This is a genomic window from Nocardioides sp. LS1 (genome assembly GCF_003865225.1).
Classification (GTDB): domain Bacteria; phylum Actinomycetota; class Actinomycetes; order Propionibacteriales; family Nocardioidaceae; genus Nocardioides; species Nocardioides ginsengisegetis.
Genome location: NZ_BIFF01000002.1, coordinates 834,489 through 850,908, shown reverse-complemented (window position 1 = coordinate 850,908; position 16,420 = coordinate 834,489). Strand labels below are relative to the sequence as shown.

Below are 16,420 nucleotides of genomic sequence, written 5' to 3'. Positions count from 1 at the left end.
GCTTTGGCCATGAGATGGCCCGTTCGGACTACCCCACCATGGCCGAGAGGGGGGTCACGTCGCCTTGACCCCGGCGGCGACCGGACGTGCCCAGGACAGGTGGTCGGCCCTACGGTGGTCCGTTGTGACGACGAGCGACCTTCCCCAGCGGCTCCGCAACGCCCTCGCCCTCGCGGGCTTCACCTACGACGCCGTCGCCGAGGTGCTCGGGCCCGTCGGCCACGCGGCGCTCGGGCGCAACGAGACCACGCCCGGTCTCCGGCAGACCGCGGGCGGCTCGCCCCTCGACACCCTGATCCGGCTCTTCCTCCTCCAGACCCCGGTCGACCTGGCCGCCGCGGAGGCGGCCCTCCCCGGCCTGCTGGACCGGCTCTCCGCCGAGGGCTTCATCGAGCAGACGGTCGGCGAGGTGGCCGCACGGCTGGACGTGCGCCCCTACGCGACCGGCGACCGCGACTTCTGGGTCGTCAGCGACCTGACCCCGGGCCTGGACGGCAGCCACAGCCGGGTCGGCCCCGAGCACGTGCTCGGCATCAGCTCGGCGTCCACGTCGCTGGCGCAGCTGACCCTGCGCGAGCCGGTCGCGTCCGCCCTGGACCTCGGCACCGGCTGTGGCGTCCAGGCCCTGCACCTGGCCGGCCACGCGGCCCGGGTCGTGGCCACTGACGTCAACGCGCGGGCCCTGCGCCTGACCCGCTTCAACGCCGCGCTCAACGACCTGGCCGCGGCGATCGACGTGCGCGACGGGTCGTTCTTCGAGCCCGTCGCGGACGAGCGCTTCGACCTGGTCGCGACCAACCCGCCCTTCGTCATCTCGCCGGCGACCGGTGAGCGGCTCGTCTACCGCGACTCCGGCCTCCCCGGCGACCGCGTCGTCGAGGACATCGTCCGGGCCGCGCCGCGGCACCTGAACGAGGGCGGCGTGTGCCAGGTGCTGGCCAACTGGGTGATCGCGCAGGGCCAGCCGTGGGATGAGCGGCTCGCGCCGTGGGTCGCCGACGACTGCGACGCGCTGGTGGTGCAGCGGGAGGTCATCGACCCCGCGTCCTACGTCGAGCTGTGGCTCAAGGACGCCGGGCTGCACGGGGCCGCGGACTACCTCGTCCGCTACGACACCTGGCTGTCGTGGTTCGAGGAGCAGGGCATCGAGGGGATCGGCTTCGGCTGGATCAACCTCCGTCGCCGGGCCTCGACAGGCTCGACCACCCGGGACTTCCTGTCGTGGCCCTACGAGGTGCAGCAGCCGGTCGCGCCCGCGATCCGCGAGTGGTTCGCGGCCGTCGACGTGCCCGTCGACCTCGACTCCCGGCTCGTCGTACGCCCCGACGTGCAGCAGGAGACGATCGGCCAGCCCGGCGCGGAGGACCCCGAGACGGTCGTCCTGCGCCAGCAGCTCGGCCTGCGCCGGGCCCGCAAGGCCGACACCGTGGAGGCGGCGCTGGTGGGTGCTTGCGACGGCGAGCTGACCGTCGGCCAGATCCTCGACGCGCTCGCCCAGCTGCTGGACCTCGACGTCGCCGAGACCCGCACGACGTACCTTCCAGTCGTGAGGGAGCTGCTCGTCGAGGGCTTCCTCGAGGCGCCGGGCGACAGCTAGGGGTGGACCGACGCGCTACCGTGTTCGGCCGTGAGCCCCATCGCGGGGCGCGGCAACGGATCTGAACCGCATCTGAAGGCAGGAAACAGCAGCCAGTGGCACACAAGTTGGTGATCGTCGAGTCCCCGGCGAAGGCCCGCACCATCGGCGGGTACCTCGGCCAGGGCTATGTCGTCGAGTCCTCCATCGGCCACATCCGCGACCTCCCGAACAACGCCGCGGACACGCCGGCGAAGATCAAGGACAAGCCGTGGGGCCGCCTCGCGGTCGACGTCGAGAACGGCTTCGAGCCCTACTACGTCGTGCCGCGCGACAAGAAGTCGCACATCGCCAAGCTCAAGTCGCTGCTCAAGGACGCCGACGAGCTCTTCCTCGCCACCGATGAGGACCGCGAGGGGGAGGCGATCGCCTGGCACCTCCTCGACGAGCTGAAGCCGAAGAACATCCCCGTGAAGCGGATGGTCTTCCACGAGATCACCAAGGCCGCGATCCTCGCCGCCGCCGACAACCCCCGCGAGCTCGACATGGACCTCGTCGAGGCCCAGGAGGCGCGCCGCATCCTGGACCGCCTCTACGGCTACGAGGTCTCCCCGGTGCTGTGGAAGAAGGTCATGTCCGGCCTGTCCGCGGGCCGCGTGCAGTCCGTCGCGACCCGGCTGGTCGTCGACAAGGAACGCGACCGGATGAAGTTCCGGATGGCCTCCTACTGGGACCTCGAGGGCACCTTCGACGCCGGCAGCAAGCACGAGCAGCGGATGTTCCCCGCCAAGCTGCACTCCGTCGACGGCGCCCGCGTCGCCCGCGGCTCGGACTTCGGCCAGGACGGGCTCCTGAAGGACTCGGTCTCGACAGGCTCGACCACCGGGAAGAGCGTCGTCCACCTCGACCGGGCCCGGGCGGAAGCCCTGGCGGCCGCGCTCGAGGACGCGACATACGACGTCCGCTCGGTGGAGTCCAAGCCCTACCGGCGATCGCCGTACGCGCCGTTCCGTACGACCACGCTGCAGCAGGAGGCCTCGCGCAAGCTGGGCTTCAGCGCCTCCTCGACGATGTCGGTGGCGCAGCGGCTGTACGAGAACGGCTTCATCACCTACATGCGTACCGACTCCACGACCCTGTCGGACTCCGCCGTCGGTGCGGCGCGGTCGCAGGTGCGCGAGCTCTACGGCGCGGAGTACCTCCCCGACAGCCCGCGGACCTACGCCTCCAAGGTCAAGAACGCCCAGGAGGCGCACGAGGCGATCAGGCCTGCCGGCGAGTCGTTCCGCACGCCCGCGCAGACCGGTCTCACCGGTGACCAGTTCCGGCTCTACGAGCTGATCTGGATGCGCACGGTGGCCTCGCAGATGAAGGACGCCGTCGGCCAGTCGGTCACGATCCGCCTCGGCGGCGGGGCCGCCACCGGCGAGGACGTCGTCTTCTCCGCGTCCGGTCGCGTGATCACCTTCCACGGCTTCCTCAAGGCCTACGTCGAGGGCACCGACGAGGACGCCCAGAAGGACGACGCCGAGACCCGGCTGCCCGCGCTGGTCGAGGGCGACGCCGTGTCGGCCGCCTCCGTCAGCGCGTCCGGCCACGAGACCAAGCCGCCGGCCCGCTACACCGAGGCCACGCTGATCAAGGAGCTCGAGGAGCGCGAGATCGGCCGCCCGTCGACGTACGCCTCGATCATCGGCACCATCCTCAACCGCGGCTACGTCTACAAGAAGGGCACGGCGCTGGTGCCGGCCTGGCTGGCGTTCTCGGTGATCCGGCTGCTGGAGGAGCACTTCACGCGGCAGGTCTCCTACGAGTTCACCGCCGAGATGGAGGACGTGCTCGACGAGATCGCGGCGGGCCGCAAGGACCGCAACACCGAGCTCGGCGAGTTCTACTACGGCTCCGAGCGGCTCAAGGGCCTGCACGCGCTGGTCACCGAGCTCGGCGACATCGACGCCCGCGAGCTGGCGACCTTCCCGATCGGCGACCCCGAGGCCGGCATCAACCTGCGCGTGGGTCGCTACGGCCCCTACCTCGAGGGTCCCGACGACGAGGGCAACCCGATCGGCAAGCGGGCCAACGTGCCGGACGACCTGCCGCCGGACGAGCTCACCATGGCCAAGGCCAAGGAGCTCTTCGAGAACCCCGCCGGCGAGGAGATCGAGCTCGGCGTCCACCCCGAGAGCGGTCTCGAGGTCGTGGCGAAGAACGGCCGCTTCGGCCCCTACGTCACCGAGATCCTGCCCGAGGACGCCCCCAAGAACGCCAAGCCACGCACCGGCTCGCTCTTCAAGTCGATGTCGCTGGACACGGTCTCGCTCGAGGACGCCGTCAAGCTGCTGTCGCTGCCGCGCGTGGTCGGCGTCGCCGAGGACGGCGAGGAGATCACCGCCCAGAACGGTCGCTACGGGCCCTACCTCAAGAAGGGCACCGACTCCCGGTCGCTGACCTCCGAGGACCAGCTGCTCACCATCACCCTGGACGAGGCGCTGCGGATCTACGCCCAGCCCAAGCAGCGTGGCCGCGCCGCGGCCGCCCCGCCGCTCAAGGAGCTCGGCAACGACCCGGTCTCCGGCCAGCCCGTCGTGGTGAAGGCGGGCCGCTTCGGCGAGTACGTCACCGACGGCGAGTACAACGCCACGCTCCGCAAGGACGACTCCGTCGAGGAGATCACCATCGAGCGGGCGGCCGAGCTGCTCGCCGAGCGGCGCGCCAAGGGTCCGGCCAAGAAGACGGCCAAGAAGGGCGCGAAGAAGGCGCCCGCCAAGAAGTCGGCGGCCAAGAAGACCGCGACGAAGAAGTCGGCGGCCAAGAAGACCACCAAGAAGGCTGCCGCCAAGAAGTCCTGATCATCGGACGTTCCCCGGCACCGGGTGTCGGGGAACGTGCCGGGCTCAGCCCCACCAGAACGCGGTGGCGATCACGCCGTACAGCGCGATGAGGGAGGCGCCCTCGAGCCAGGTGGACTCGCCGTCGAAGGCGATGAACGCGGCCAGGATGATCGCGAGCAGCAACGAGACGACCAGCATCGGGCTCAGCACCAGCGTGAGCGTGGCGAGCCCGAAGACCTGGGAGACGATCACGAGCACCGGCGCGAGGACCAGCGCGATCTGGATCGGGCTGTTGAGCACGATGGAGAAGGCGTACTCCGAGCTGCCGCGGGCGGCGAGCTGGACGCCCACGACGTTCTCGATGGCGTTGCCGGCGATCGCCACGATCACCAGGCCGGCGAAGGCCTGCGAGATGTTCAGCGAGTCCATGGCCGGCTGGAGGGCGACGACGAACCAGTCCGAGACGAACGCGGCGAGGGCGCCGGCGACGGCGAGCAGGGCGATCGCCAGCCAGAGCGGCCAGCGGGGTGCCTCGTGGCCGGCGGGCTCGCCGGCTGTGTCGTTCGCGTCCTTGCGCAGCGAGAAGGGCAGCGACAGCGCGAACAGGCCGAGCAGGATCACCGAGACGATCATCGAGAAGGTCTGCTCGTGCTCGCCGGCCGGCGAGTGCACGAAGTGCGCCAGCGACGGGATCGCCATCGCGGTCACCGACAGCAGCATGAGCACCACGATCGTGCGCGCGCGCTCCGAGCCCAGCTGCTGGGTGCCGTGCTTGAGGCCGCCGACGAGGAAGGCCAGGCCCAGCACCAGGAGCAGGTTGGCCAGGATCGAGCCGACGAGCGCGGCGCGCACGACGTCGACGAGCCCGGCGCGCAAGGAGAAGATGCAGATGAACAGCTCCGGCAGGTTGCCCAGCGCCGACTGGAGCACCCCGGTCGCGCCCGGGCCGAACCGGTCGCCGAGCTGCTCGACGCTGCGTCCGACGAGCGAGGCGAGCAGGCACACGGCGGCGGCCGAGACCAGGAAGGCGACCACGGAGTTCCACCCCCCGAAATGGGCCAGGCCCGCGAGCGCCACGAGGGCAGCGCCACCCCCGACGACGATCCAGTCCGAGCGGATGAACGTGGGCGAGGCGGTGGCCGCGGTCGTCATGGACCGCACGCTACCGGCGCCCGCGGCTGTGGGTGCGCGCCTCTAGGCTGTGCCGCGTGACCGACTACCCGGGCAACTACGCCGCCACCGGCGTCTTCGTGTGCTTCGAGGGCGGCGAGGGCTCCGGCAAGTCCACGCAGTCCCGGCGGCTGCGTGAGGCGCTGGAGGCCGACGGCTTCGACGTCCTGCTGACGTTCGAGCCCGGGGACACGCCGGTCGGCAAGGAGATGCGCCGCATCGTCCTGAGCCCCGAGACGGGCGCGCTGTCCGACCGCACCGAGGTCCTGCTGTACGCCGCGGACAAGTCCGAGCACGTCGACACCGTCGTCCAGCCGGCGCTCGACCGGGGCGCGGTCGTGGTCACCGACCGCTACGTCGACTCCACGCTGGCCTACCAGGGCGCCGGGCGCACCCTGCCGGTCGCCGAGGTCGAGTCCGTCGCCCGATGGGCCACCCGCGACCTGCGGCCGCACCTGACGGTCGTGCTCGACCTGAGGCCCGAGCAGGGGCTGGCGCGCTTCGAGGAGCGCGACCGGATCGAGGGCGAGTCGCTGGAGTTCCACGAGCGGGTCCGCGCGGCGTTCCTGGCGATGGCCGCGGCCGACCCCGACCACTACCTCGTCCTCGACGCGCGCGCCGCCGTCGACGACATCGCGGCGGCGGTCCTCGACCGGGTCCGCCCGCTGCTGGGCCAGGCCCAGGGTCATGGGGAGCGACGATGACAGTCTGGGACGGCCTGGTCGGCCAGCACCGCGCCGCCGAGGCGCTGCGCACCGCCGCCGAGGGCCACGGGATGACCCACTCGTGGCTGTTCACCGGCCCGCCCGGGTCGGGCCGGTCCAACGCCGCCATCGCCTTCGCAGCAGCCCTGGAGTGCGAGCAGGCCGGCTGCGGCACCTGCCACGCCTGCCACACGGTGCTCTCCGGGTCGCACGCCGACGTGTCGGTGATCCGCACCGAGAAGCTCTCGATCGGCGTCGACGAGGTCCGCGACCTGGTCCGCCGCGCCGCGCTCGCCCCGGTCGGGCGCCGTTGGCAGGTCCTCATCGTCGAGGACGCCGACCGGCTCACCGACCAGGCCTGCAACGCCCTGCTCAAGGCCATCGAGGAGCCCACCGACCGCACCGTCTGGATGCTCTGCGCGCCCACCGTCGAGGACGTCCTGCCCACGATCCGGTCGCGGTGCCGCCTGGTCACGCTCACCACCCCGACCGCCGAGGACGTCGCGGCCTTCCTCCGCCGCACCGACGGCGTCGGCGACGCGCTGGCGTCGTACGCCGCCCGCGCCAGCCAGGGCCACATCGGCCGGGCCCGGGCGCTCGCCCGCGACGAGGCGACCCGCAACCGCCGCCGTGAGGTCGTCGGGATCCCGGCGCGGCTCACCACGCTGGGTGCCTGCATGACGGCCGCGGCCAACCTCGCCGACGTGACGAAGGAGGAGGCCGACGCGATCACCAGTGACCTCGACGCTCGGGAGAAGGTCGACCTCGACTCCGCCTACGGCGTGGTCGAGCGCGGCCGTCGCCCCCGGGAGTACGCCCCGGCCCTCGCCGCCCTCGAGCGCGGGCAGAAGACGCGCGCCAAGCGCCGTCACCTCGACGTCGTCGACCGGAGCCTGATGGACCTCGTGTCGGTCTACCGCGACGCGATCGCCGTGGCGACCGGTGCGCCCGGGGCTCTGGTCAACGAGGAGATCCGCGGCGACGTCGCGCAGCTGGCCCGCACCGCCACGCCCGAGCTCAACCTGCGGAGGATCTCGTGGATCTTCGAGGCACGGGAGCAGATGCTGGAGTTCAATGTCCCCGTGGCCCTCGCGCTCGAGTCGATGATGGTGGCGCTCAAGGCGCCCGACGGGAGTGCGCGGTGAGGTCGACGGCCGTCAAGGTCGTCGCGATCCTGGTCGTCGTCGGGCTCCTGGTCACCGGCGGTGCCATCGCCGCCCTCGTCGCGTTCCGGTCCGACCCGTCGTCCTCGTCGAGCAGCTCCGGGCCCGCGCCGACCACGACGCCGCAGCCCGACGCGACCCAGCCGCCCGCCGCCGACCTCGCCGCCTACTACCACCAGAAGCTCGACTGGTCGCCGTGCCGCGACAGCTTCGAGTGCGCGACGCTGACCGTCCCGCTCGACTACGCGCGCCCCGGCGGGACCGTCATCAAGCTGTCCCTGCTCAAGGTGCCTGCCGCAAACCCCGGCGCCCGGGTCGGGTCGCTCGTGGTCAACCCGGGAGGGCCGGGCGCGCCCGGCACGTCCTACGCCGCCTCCGCCAAGGACGTCTTCCGCCAGCCGCTGCTCGACCACTTCGACATCGTCGGCTTCGACCCGCGCGGCACCGGCGACTCCGACCCGGTCGACTGCCTCAGCGACGAGCAGCTGGACACCTACATCGCCTCCGACCCCGACCCGGACACCCCGGCGGAGAAGCGCGCCTACATGCGCTACGTCGACGAGCAGGGCGCCGGCTGCGTCGCCCGCTCCGGCAAGCTCGCCTCGCACGTCTCGACGATCGAGGCGGCGCGCGACATGGACGTGCTGCGCGCGGCTCTCGGCGAGTCGAAGCTGACCTACCTCGGCGCGTCCTACGGCACCAAGCTGGGAGCGACGTACGCCGACCTCTTCCCGCAGAAGGTCGGGCGGCTCGTCCTCGACGGCGCCGTCGACCTGTCGATCGGTCCGCGCGAGCTGGCCCTCGAGCAGGCGGCCGGCTTCCAGACCGCGCTCGAGGCCTACGTCCAGAACTGCGTCGACTCCACCGACGGCTGCTTTCTCGGCAGCACGGTCGACGAGGGGCTGGCGAAGATCAAGGCGTTCCTCGACCAGGTCGACCAGCAGCCGCTGCAGACCAACACCGACCGCGAGCTGGCCGTCGGCAACGCGTTCCTCGGGATCGTCGCGCCGCTCTACAACCGCGACTACTGGTACATCCTCAGCCAGGCGCTGCGCTCGGGCTTCTCCGGCGACGGCAGCACGCTGCTGCTGCTCTCGGACCTCTACACCTCGCGCAACCAGTCGGGCGGCTACGACGACAACTCGATGGAGGCGCTCTACGCCATCAGCTGCCTCGACGAGCCCTACGCGATCCCGGAGTCGCAGGTCGCGGCCAACCTGCCGGCCTTCGAGAAGGCCTCGCCGACCTTCGGCGACGTCTTCGCCTGGAGCCTGACCAACTGCGGTGGGGTCCAGGCGCGCACCACCGAGAAGCCGCGCACCGTGCGGGCGGCGGGGGCCGCGCCGATCGTCGTCATCGGCACGACCCGCGACCCCGCCACGCCCATGCAATGGGCGGTCCACCTCGCCGCGCAGCTGGAGTCCGGGGTGCTGATCCGCCGCGACGGCGACGGTCACACCGGCTACAACTCCGGCAACGACTGCGTCGACGAGGCCGTCGAGTCCTACCTCATCGACGGCACGGTGCCGCAGGACGGGCTGTCCTGCTGATTCGCGCCGGCATCGTCAGCGCGGGTGGACCGGCTCGGCGATGGCCTGGATCCGGGTGGTGGCGAGCTCGATCATCAGCCGCGCGGCGGGGGACAGGGTCGCGCCCTGGCGGTGCACGATCGCGAGCGTGTCGAACTGCCGGGGACGCAGCGAGACCCAGCCTGCTCCCGGGGCGAGCCGGGGGAGCAGCTGCTCGGCGGCGCCGCGCGGGATGACCGAGTCGGCCAGCCCCATGCCGACCAGCTCGACGGCGGTCTCGACGTCCTCGACCTCGATCCGGGTCTGCGGGTTGCGGCCGGTCTCGTGCAGCATCTGGCGCAGCACGATGCGGGTCGAGTCGTCGGCGCGCCAGGTCGTCTCGGGCATCACCAGCGAGGCCTGCGAGAGCCGGTGCGCGGTGACCGGCGAGGTGAGCTTCTCGGGGTCCGCGCTGATGTAGACGAGCTCGTCGCGGGCCACCGGGGTGACCTGCATGCCCTCGCTCACGGTCGGTACGGCGATCATCGCGGCCTCGATCCGGCCGCGGCGCAGGTCCTCCTGCACGTCGGTGGAGTTCTGGCCGATCAGCTCGACCCGGACGCCGGGGTGGCGGGCCAGCACGTCGGCCACGAGCCCGGCGCCGGCGTACAGGCGTGCGGTGCCGAACATCCCGAAGCGGATCGTCCCGGTCTCCAGCGAGACCACGCTCTCGGCGGCGCGGCGGGCCTCCTCCGCCGCCGCGATGGTGGCCTCGGCGTGCGGGCGCAGCGACTCGCCGACGGCGGTCGGCACGACACCGCGACCGACGCGGTGGAAGAGCGGTGCGCCGAGCGACTTCTCGAGCGTGCGGATCTGCTCGGAGACGGAGGGTTGCGCGTAGCCGAGCTCCTCGGCGGCGGCGGTGAGGGAGCCCTGCTCGTAGGTCGCCAGGAAGCAGCGGAGCTGGTGCAGCGAAAGCATAGGAATCTCCTTCGGGTTCTATCGGAAAGAGAGGCTACCCCTATGACTTGAAAGGTCGGATCATTGTGGGTGCACCCGTCTGCCGTCCTCGAGAGGGAGGTCCTCATGTTCGACCACCACTGCACGTCCTGCGACAAGCGTGAGCTGATCTTCCCGAGCCAGATCACCTCCATGACCAACACCGACCACGGCATCGTCGTCGCCTTCACCTGCTGGTGCGGCGCGGACCAGACGATGACCACCGGTCGCGCCGCCGCACAGGCCCGTGAGGTCACGCTCGCGGCCTGAGCCTCCTGCGAACCAGTCGTTCGGCACGCGTCCAGCAGTGCCGATCCACCGGGGACGTGCGCCGGTTTCACAACCGGATGGAGACGCACCTATACTTCCCCGGGTTGCCCGGACCCATGGTCCACGGATCGTCCCGGGCAGCGCGCCGCCTTAGCTCAGTCGGTAGAGCATCTCACTCGTAATGAGAAGGTCGTCAGTTCGATTCTGACAGGCGGCTCGGACACGGAACCGCCCCTCGCCTGCGCCCAGCAGGAGAGGGGCGGTTCGTCGTCCAGGGGGATCACCGGGGTCGGCGTAGGCTGGGGACAACCACCTGTCGAGGGCGAGCTCGCTGAGCTCCCAAGGGCAGACGAAGGGTGGACGTCATGACGACGTCACCGACCGTCCCGGCGCCGCACGCCGCGTTGCGCCTCCAACTCCAGGACCACTCGGGCTCCAGTCCCATCGACGGGGCGTGGTGGCCGCACTCGCGTGACCTGCACGTCGAGGTCGCCGATCTGGTCGACCACTTCCCGCTCCTCAGCGGTCGGATCGACCGGCTCCTGTTCTCCCGGGCCGGACTGGGACCTCGGCCCCGCGGGAAGCCCCGTGCCACGCAAGGTCCCGACCGCTCGCGGCCCCATCAAGGTGGGCTCGTTCCCGAGTGACGACACGCACCTGATGGTCCTGAAGATGTCCTCGGGGCGGCGTCTGCGCCTGCTGGTCGTGCCGGACGACACCCCGCCCGAACGCGCCCGGGAGCTCATGACCCGCTCCGCGAACGAGCACGGCCACCGCGCCGCTGCCGATCTCCTCGGCATCGCGCGCGCCGGTCGCGAGGACCGGGGCAGCCAGGTCTGGGACGACGACGGCGGCGGCTACGGGCCGGTGGCGCCGACCGACTGAGCCCGGTCCCGCTCGAGGGCGATCACTCTGCGCCGACCGAGTCGTGCACCTCGAGGTGGCCGACGTGGCGGAGGCGGAGGGAGCCGGAGTACCCGTCGACGAGGCCGACCACGACGTCGACCTCGGCTCCCGGGAGCGTGCGGAGCGCGACCGACCAGGCGTTGCGGCCGTGGTCGTGCTGCTCGGCGCTGAGCGAGAGGGAGTCGGCGTCGAGCCCGAAGGCCGTCGCGGCGCCCCGGCGGGCCCGCAGGATGGCGGCGTCGCGGGGGATGGGGGCGGAGTCGGGCGTGCCGGTCGCGGCGAGGAGGCCGTGGAAGGCGCGGATGACCACGTCGGTGGCGACCTGCTCGATCGCGGCCGCGCCGGTCCCGGTGGTGACGAGGACGCCGATCTCCAGCACACCGGGGCTCGCGCCCCAGCTCGTGTGCCAGCGGTGCTCGTGCAGCGAGTAGTGCCGCGGCGTCGCGGCGTCGAGGAAGAGGACCGGCTCGAGACCGGCGAGGAGGCCCTGCTCGTCGAGGAGGCGGCCGCCGTGGCCGTCGGCCTCGGGCACGGGGAGGTCGAGCAGGAACTGCAGGTCCGCCGCGCTGCCGGGCCGCGTCCGGTAGCCCACCTGGACCCGCACCAGGTCGAGCGGGCCGAACCGGAGCAGCGGCGACGCGGACATGCGTGGGTGCCTCCCGAGCCGCGGCGCCGGATGCGCCAGGTGGCTCTCGTCCCATCGAAGCGGTCCCGGGGCCGGGTTCAATCCCCAACTGTGGGGACCGGCGGTCCGACCGCGCCGTTTCCGTGCGGTGGAGCCGCGATCCTCCGTGGTGGCGGTGCTCGGAGCTCGCCCGACGCCCGGTCCGGGGAGGCTGCATGGAGGTGGCGACCGACGCGGTGCGCCTCGTCGACCACCATGCCCACGGCGCGCTGCGCGCCGCCCCCAAGCGCCGCTCCGCCTTCGAGGCGATGCTCGGCGGCAGCCCCCTCGACTCGCAGCTCGGCTTCTCGGTCCGGCGGTGGTGTGCTCCGGCCCTGGGACTCGACGAGCACGCGACGGCCGAGGAGTACTGGTCCGCCCGCGGCGCCCTGGGTGAGCCCGAGGTCAACCGCCGGCTGCTCGGGGCGGCCGCGGTGTCGACGTACCTCCTCGACACGGGGTACGACGTGGGCTCGGTGCTCGCGCCCGCGGAGCATGCCGCGGCCTCCGGCGCCGCGGTGCACGAGGTCGTGCGGCTGGAGAGCCTCGCGGCGTACCTCCTGCGTCGCACCGACGACCCGGTCGCGTTCGTCGCGGCCTTCCCCGCCGCGCTGCACGCCGCGACCCGCGACGCGAAGGCGACCGTCGGCGCCCTGGCCCACCGGTGCGGCTTCGACCTCGACCCCGGGCGGCCGAGCGAGGACGCGGTGCGGCAGGCGGCGGACCGCATGCTGCAGGCCGGGGAGGAGCAGGTGGCCGACCCGGTGCTCGAGCGGCACCTGCTGTGGTGCGCGATCGACCTGGGCCTGCCCGTGCAGGTGCAGTGCGGCCACGGCGACGCCGACCTGGACCTGCCGCACGCCAACCCGCTGCTGCTGAGCGGCTGGCTGCGGGCCACCGAGGCGAGCGGGGTGCCGGTCGTGCTGCTCCACGGCTACCCGTTCCACCGGGAGGCGGGCTACCTGGCCCGGGTCTTCGCGCACGTCCACGTCGACGTCGGGGCGGGCTTGGCCCAGGTCGGCAGTCAGGCCCGTCAGGTGGTGGCCGAGTCGCTGGAGCTCGCGCCGTTCACCAAGCAGCTCTACTCCTCCGACGCCTGGGGGCCGGCCGAGCTGCACCTGCTCGGTGCCCTGCGCTGGCGGCGCGCGATGGCGCAGGTGCTCGGCGCCTGGGTCGGCGAGGACGAGTGGTCGGCCGACGACGCGCTGCGCGTCCTGCACCTCATCGGCCACGAGAACGCCGAGCGTCTCTACCGGCTCTGAGGCTCCGACACCTCCGCCGGGAGCCGCCGGCCGATCCCGCGCGCCGCGACCTGGAGGGCGGCGACCAGCCGCGGCCGGTCGTTCTTCAGCGAGGGCACGACCATGCCGAGGGCGGCCACGACGCGGGTGCCGCTGCGGATCGGGACGGCCACCGAGCAGGCGCCCGGGCTCATCTCCTCGACCGTCGTGGCGTGGTCGTCGCGCAGCACCCGCGCCAGCTGGCGCTGGAGGGTGCCCGGCTGGGTGATCGTGTACGCCGTGATGCGGGTCAGGTTGCCCAGGACCTCCTGCTGCACCTCCGGCGGGGCGTGCGCGAGCAGGACCTTGCCGACCGCCGTGGCGTGCAGGGGCAGCCGGGACCCGACGGTGCTGACGATCGGCACGGAGGTGTTGCCCCGCAGCCGGTCGAGGTAGAGCACCTCGAGCCCGTCGCGGACCGCGAGGTGCACGGTGGCCAGCGTGGCGCCGTACAGGTCGTGGAGGTGGGGCGAGGCCAGCTCGCGCAGGCCGGTCTGCACGGGTGCGAGCAGGCCGAGGTCCCACAACCGGCGGCCCACGACGTAGTGGCCGTCCCGGGTCCGGGAGAGCGCGCCCCACTCGACCAGCTCGCCGACGAGCCGGTGCGCGGTCGGGAGCGGCAGGTCCGCCCGGGCGGCGAGCTCGGTGAGGGTGAGCCGCCGGTGCTCGTCGTCGAAGGCGCCGAGCAGGGACAGGGAGCGGCTGGTGACGCTGGTGCCGGGCCGCGCGGTGTTGCCTGCCATGGGTGACAGTCTGCCCGCGACTTCCGCTCAGCGGAAGTCAGGCGTGGTGACGACCGCCACCCGGGTCGCAGACTCTCCCCATGACCAGCCCCGTCCGCACCCGCACCACCGTCGGCATCGTCGGCGCTGGCCCCGCCGGCCTGATGCTGGCCCACCTGCTCGCGCTCGCCGGCATCGACTCCGTCGCCGTCGACCTGCGCAGCCGCCGCGAGATCGAGGAGACCCACCGCGCGGGCATCCTCGAGCAGGACAGCGTCCGGCTGCTCGTCGACACCGGTGTCTCCGACCGGGTGCTGCGCGACGGCTACGAGCACGAGGGCATCGAGCTGGCCTTCGGCGGCGCCGGGCACCGGATCGACTTCCGCGGCCTGGTCGGGGCGAGCGCGCAGCTCTACCCCCAGACCGACGTCTTCATCGACCTCGCTGACGCACGGGAGCGCGACGGGGGCGACGTACGGTTCGGCGTCACCGACGTCGCGGTGCACGACCTCACCGGACCGCAGCCCGGCATCACGTTCACCGACGCGGACGGGGTGGCCCAGGAGGTGCGCTGCGACTACCTCGTCGGCGCCGACGGCTCGCGGAGCCTGTGCCGGCGGATGGTCCCCGAGGACAGCCGCCGCCAGTTCTTCCGGGAGTACCCCTTCGCGTGGTTCGGGATCCTCGTCGAGGCGCCGCCGAGCGCCCCCGAGCTCGTCTACAACCACTCCGAGCGCGGCTTCGCGCTGCTCAGCCAGCGCACCGACACCCTGCAGCGGATGTACTTCCAGTGCGATCCCGCCACCGACGTCGCCGACTGGTCCGACGACCGGATCTGGGAGGAGCTCGGCGCCCGCGTCGGCGCCAACGGCTACACGCTCCGGGAGGGGCCGATCACGTCGAAGTCCGTGCTCCCCTTCCGCAGCTTCGTCCAGGAGCCGATGCGGCACGGCAACCTGCTGCTCGCCGGCGACGCCGCCCACACGGTGCCGCCGACCGGCGCCAAGGGCCTCAACCTCGCGCTCGCCGACGTGCGGGTGCTGGCCGAGGAGCTCGAGCGGGCGATCCGCAAGGACGACGCTTCGACGCTCGACGACTACACGACCCGCGCCCTCGGCCGGGTCTGGAAGGCCCAGCACTTCTCCTACTGGATGACCACGATGCTGCACGCCCTGCCCGACGCCACCCCCTTCGACGTACGCCGCCAGCTCGGCGAGCTCGCCCTCGTCACCGGGTCCGAGGCGGGATCGACGTACCTCGCCGAGGCCTACACCGGCTGGCCCGCCACGACCGCCAGGAGCACCCGATGACCGCACCCGAGCCGGAGACCCAGGCGACGATCAGCGACGAGATCGCCGCGATCGCGAAGGCCCACGAGGCCGCCGGGATCGAGGAGACCCAGCCGCGGCTCGACTACCCGCCCTACCGCTCGAGCCTGCTGCGGCACCCCACCAAGGACCTGCACCACGCCGACCCCGAGGGGATCGAGCTGTGGGCGCCGGTCTTCGGCGAGCGCGACATCGACCCGCTCGAGGCCGACCTGACCATCCAGCACGGCGGCGAGCCGGTCGGGGAGCGGATGCTGGTCACCGGCCGGGTCGTCGACGGCGAGGGACGGCCGGTGCGCGGCCAGCTCGTCGAGATCTGGCAGGCCAACGCCGGCGGGCGCTACGTCCACAAGCGGGACCAGCACCCGGCCCCGCTCGACCCGAACTTCACCGGCGTCGGACGCTGCCTCACCGACGCCGACGGCACCTACGCGTTCACCACGATCAAGCCGGGGCCCTACCCGTGGCGCAACCACCGCAACGCGTGGCGCCCCGCGCACATCCACTTCTCGCTGTTCGGCACGGAGTTCACCCAGCGGATGGTCACCCAGATGTACTTCCCGGGCGACCCGCTCTTCGCGCTCGACCCGATCTACCAGGCGATCGTCGACCCGGCCGCCCGCGCCCGGCTCGTCGCGACCTACGACCACGACCTGACGACGCCCGAGTGGGCGACCGGCTACCGCTGGGACATCGTGCTGACCGGCAGCCACCGCACGCTGATGGAGCCCGAGGGGGACCACGCATGAGCACGCTCGTCCCGACACCGGGCCAGACGGTCGGCCCGTTCTTCCACTACGCGCTGCCCTACCCGGGCGACCGCGACCTGGTCCCGCCGGGCTCGCCGGGCTCGGTCCGCCTCCACGGCACGGTGTACGACGGCGCCGGCAACCCGGTCCCCGACGCGCTCGTCGAGATCTGGCAGCCGGACCCCGAGGGCCGGGTCGTGCAGGCGCAGGGCTCGATCCGCCGCGACGGCCACACGTTCACCGGCTTCGGCCGGTCCAGCAGCGACCGGCTCGGCGGCTACACGTTCACGACCCTGCCGCCCGGCCCGATGGCGCCGGGGAGGCCGGCGTACTTCGCGGTGACGGTGTTCGCCCGCGGGCTGCTCAACCGGCTGTTCACGCGCGCCTACCTGCCGCTGGCCGACGGGGCGAGCGACCCGGTCCTCGACGGGGTCGACCCCGACCGGCGGGCCACGCTCGTGTGCGCGGCCGACGAGCAGGGCTACCGGTTCGACGTGCGGCTCCAGGGCGAGGGCGAGACCGTCTTCCTCACCTATCCGGGACACTGAGG

Annotated in this window: 16 protein-coding genes and 1 tRNA gene; 13 read left to right on the top strand and 4 right to left on the bottom strand. The window is 72.4% G+C overall.

The window, feature by feature from the left end:
* The first annotated feature begins 124 nt into the window (after positions 1-124).
* Together EJF31_RS08955 and topA are read left to right on the top strand one after the other, a co-directional pair.
* Positions 125-1,597 (top strand): methyltransferase, encoded by a 1,473-nt coding sequence (locus EJF31_RS08955; protein WP_125036728.1) that lies wholly within the window; start codon positions 125-127, stop codon positions 1,595-1,597.
* 95 nt (positions 1,598-1,692) lie between these two features.
* Complete coding sequence (gene topA, locus EJF31_RS08950) at positions 1,693-4,425, top strand: type I DNA topoisomerase (RefSeq protein ID WP_125036727.1); 2,733 nt, start codon at positions 1,693-1,695, stop codon at positions 4,423-4,425.
* A gap of 45 nt (positions 4,426-4,470) precedes the next feature.
* Here topA and cax read toward each other — a convergent pair whose 3' ends face one another.
* Positions 4,471-5,559: a calcium/proton exchanger gene (gene cax, locus EJF31_RS08945; RefSeq protein WP_125036726.1), complete on the bottom strand. Its 1,089-nt coding sequence runs from the start codon at positions 5,557-5,559 to the stop codon at positions 4,471-4,473.
* Between the two features lie 56 nt (positions 5,560-5,615).
* Between cax and tmk the strand changes: the two genes are divergently transcribed.
* From tmk to EJF31_RS08930, 3 genes are read left to right on the top strand one after another with little or no spacing between them, the layout of a single operon-like run.
* The gene (gene tmk, locus EJF31_RS08940; RefSeq protein WP_260430726.1) at positions 5,616-6,281 is read left to right on the top strand and encodes a dTMP kinase; all 666 of its coding nucleotides are present in this window, start codon (positions 5,616-5,618) and stop codon (positions 6,279-6,281) included.
* Positions 6,278-7,426, top strand: a complete 1,149-nt coding sequence (locus EJF31_RS08935; protein ID WP_125036725.1) for a DNA polymerase III subunit delta' — start codon at positions 6,278-6,280, stop codon at positions 7,424-7,426. Before tmk ends, EJF31_RS08935 begins: the two co-directional genes overlap by 4 nt.
* Positions 7,423-8,994: an alpha/beta hydrolase gene (locus EJF31_RS08930; protein WP_125036724.1), complete on the top strand. Its 1,572-nt coding sequence runs from the start codon at positions 7,423-7,425 to the stop codon at positions 8,992-8,994. Before EJF31_RS08935 ends, EJF31_RS08930 begins: the two co-directional genes overlap by 4 nt.
* 15 nt (positions 8,995-9,009) lie before the next feature.
* Here the strand turns inward: EJF31_RS08930 and EJF31_RS08925 are convergent, their stop codons facing one another.
* Complete coding sequence (locus tag EJF31_RS08925) at positions 9,010-9,933, bottom strand: LysR family transcriptional regulator (protein WP_125036723.1); 924 nt, start codon at positions 9,931-9,933, stop codon at positions 9,010-9,012.
* Positions 9,934-10,038: 105 nt separating this feature from the next.
* Here EJF31_RS08925 and EJF31_RS08920 point away from each other — a divergent pair, with 105 nt between their 5' ends.
* The 4 genes from EJF31_RS08920 to EJF31_RS08910 all read left to right on the top strand — a co-directional run bounded on the left by EJF31_RS08920 (position 10,039) and on the right by EJF31_RS08910 (position 11,106).
* On the top strand, positions 10,039-10,221 hold the full coding sequence (locus EJF31_RS08920) for a hypothetical protein (RefSeq protein WP_125036722.1): 183 nt from the start codon (positions 10,039-10,041) through the stop codon (positions 10,219-10,221).
* 144 nt (positions 10,222-10,365) lie between these two features.
* Positions 10,366-10,438: transfer RNA gene (locus EJF31_RS08915), tRNA-Thr, on the top strand.
* A gap of 148 nt (positions 10,439-10,586) precedes the next feature.
* Positions 10,587-10,868: a DUF5994 family protein gene (locus EJF31_RS22540; protein ID WP_221767507.1), complete on the top strand. Its 282-nt coding sequence runs from the start codon at positions 10,587-10,589 to the stop codon at positions 10,866-10,868.
* Complete coding sequence (locus EJF31_RS08910) at positions 10,810-11,106, top strand: DUF5994 family protein (protein WP_125036721.1); 297 nt, start codon at positions 10,810-10,812, stop codon at positions 11,104-11,106. Before EJF31_RS22540 ends, EJF31_RS08910 begins: the two co-directional genes overlap by 59 nt.
* A gap of 22 nt (positions 11,107-11,128) precedes the next feature.
* Here EJF31_RS08910 and EJF31_RS08905 read toward each other — a convergent pair whose 3' ends face one another.
* Positions 11,129-11,773 carry a hypothetical protein gene (locus tag EJF31_RS08905; protein WP_125036720.1) on the bottom strand — a complete coding sequence of 215 codons (645 nt, stop codon included), beginning with the start codon at positions 11,771-11,773 and terminating at the stop codon, positions 11,129-11,131.
* A 194-nt stretch (positions 11,774-11,967) separates the two neighbouring features.
* Here EJF31_RS08905 and EJF31_RS08900 point away from each other — a divergent pair, with 194 nt between their 5' ends.
* Positions 11,968-13,053, top strand: a complete 1,086-nt coding sequence (locus EJF31_RS08900) for an amidohydrolase family protein (RefSeq protein WP_125036719.1) — start codon at positions 11,968-11,970, stop codon at positions 13,051-13,053.
* Here the strand turns inward: EJF31_RS08900 and EJF31_RS08895 are convergent.
* On the bottom strand, positions 13,041-13,814 hold the full coding sequence (locus EJF31_RS08895; protein ID WP_125036718.1) for an IclR family transcriptional regulator: 774 nt from the start codon (positions 13,812-13,814) through the stop codon (positions 13,041-13,043). The genes EJF31_RS08900 and EJF31_RS08895 overlap by 13 nt on opposite strands.
* Positions 13,815-13,894: 80 nt before the next feature.
* Here EJF31_RS08895 and EJF31_RS08890 point away from each other — a divergent pair, with 80 nt between their 5' ends.
* Genes EJF31_RS08890 through pcaG form a run of 3 tightly spaced genes read left to right on the top strand, consistent with a single transcriptional unit; the run spans position 13,895 to position 16,418 of the window.
* Positions 13,895-15,103: a 4-hydroxybenzoate 3-monooxygenase gene (locus tag EJF31_RS08890; RefSeq protein ID WP_125036717.1), complete on the top strand. Its 1,209-nt coding sequence runs from the start codon at positions 13,895-13,897 to the stop codon at positions 15,101-15,103.
* Entirely contained in the window at positions 15,100-15,870 is a 771-nt protein-coding gene (pcaH, locus tag EJF31_RS08885; protein ID WP_125036716.1) for a protocatechuate 3,4-dioxygenase subunit beta, read from the top strand. Before EJF31_RS08890 ends, pcaH begins: the two co-directional genes overlap by 4 nt.
* Entirely contained in the window at positions 15,867-16,418 is a 552-nt protein-coding gene (pcaG, locus tag EJF31_RS08880) for a protocatechuate 3,4-dioxygenase subunit alpha (protein WP_125036715.1), read from the top strand. Before pcaH ends, pcaG begins: the two co-directional genes overlap by 4 nt.
* Positions 16,419-16,420 lie beyond the last annotated feature (2 nt).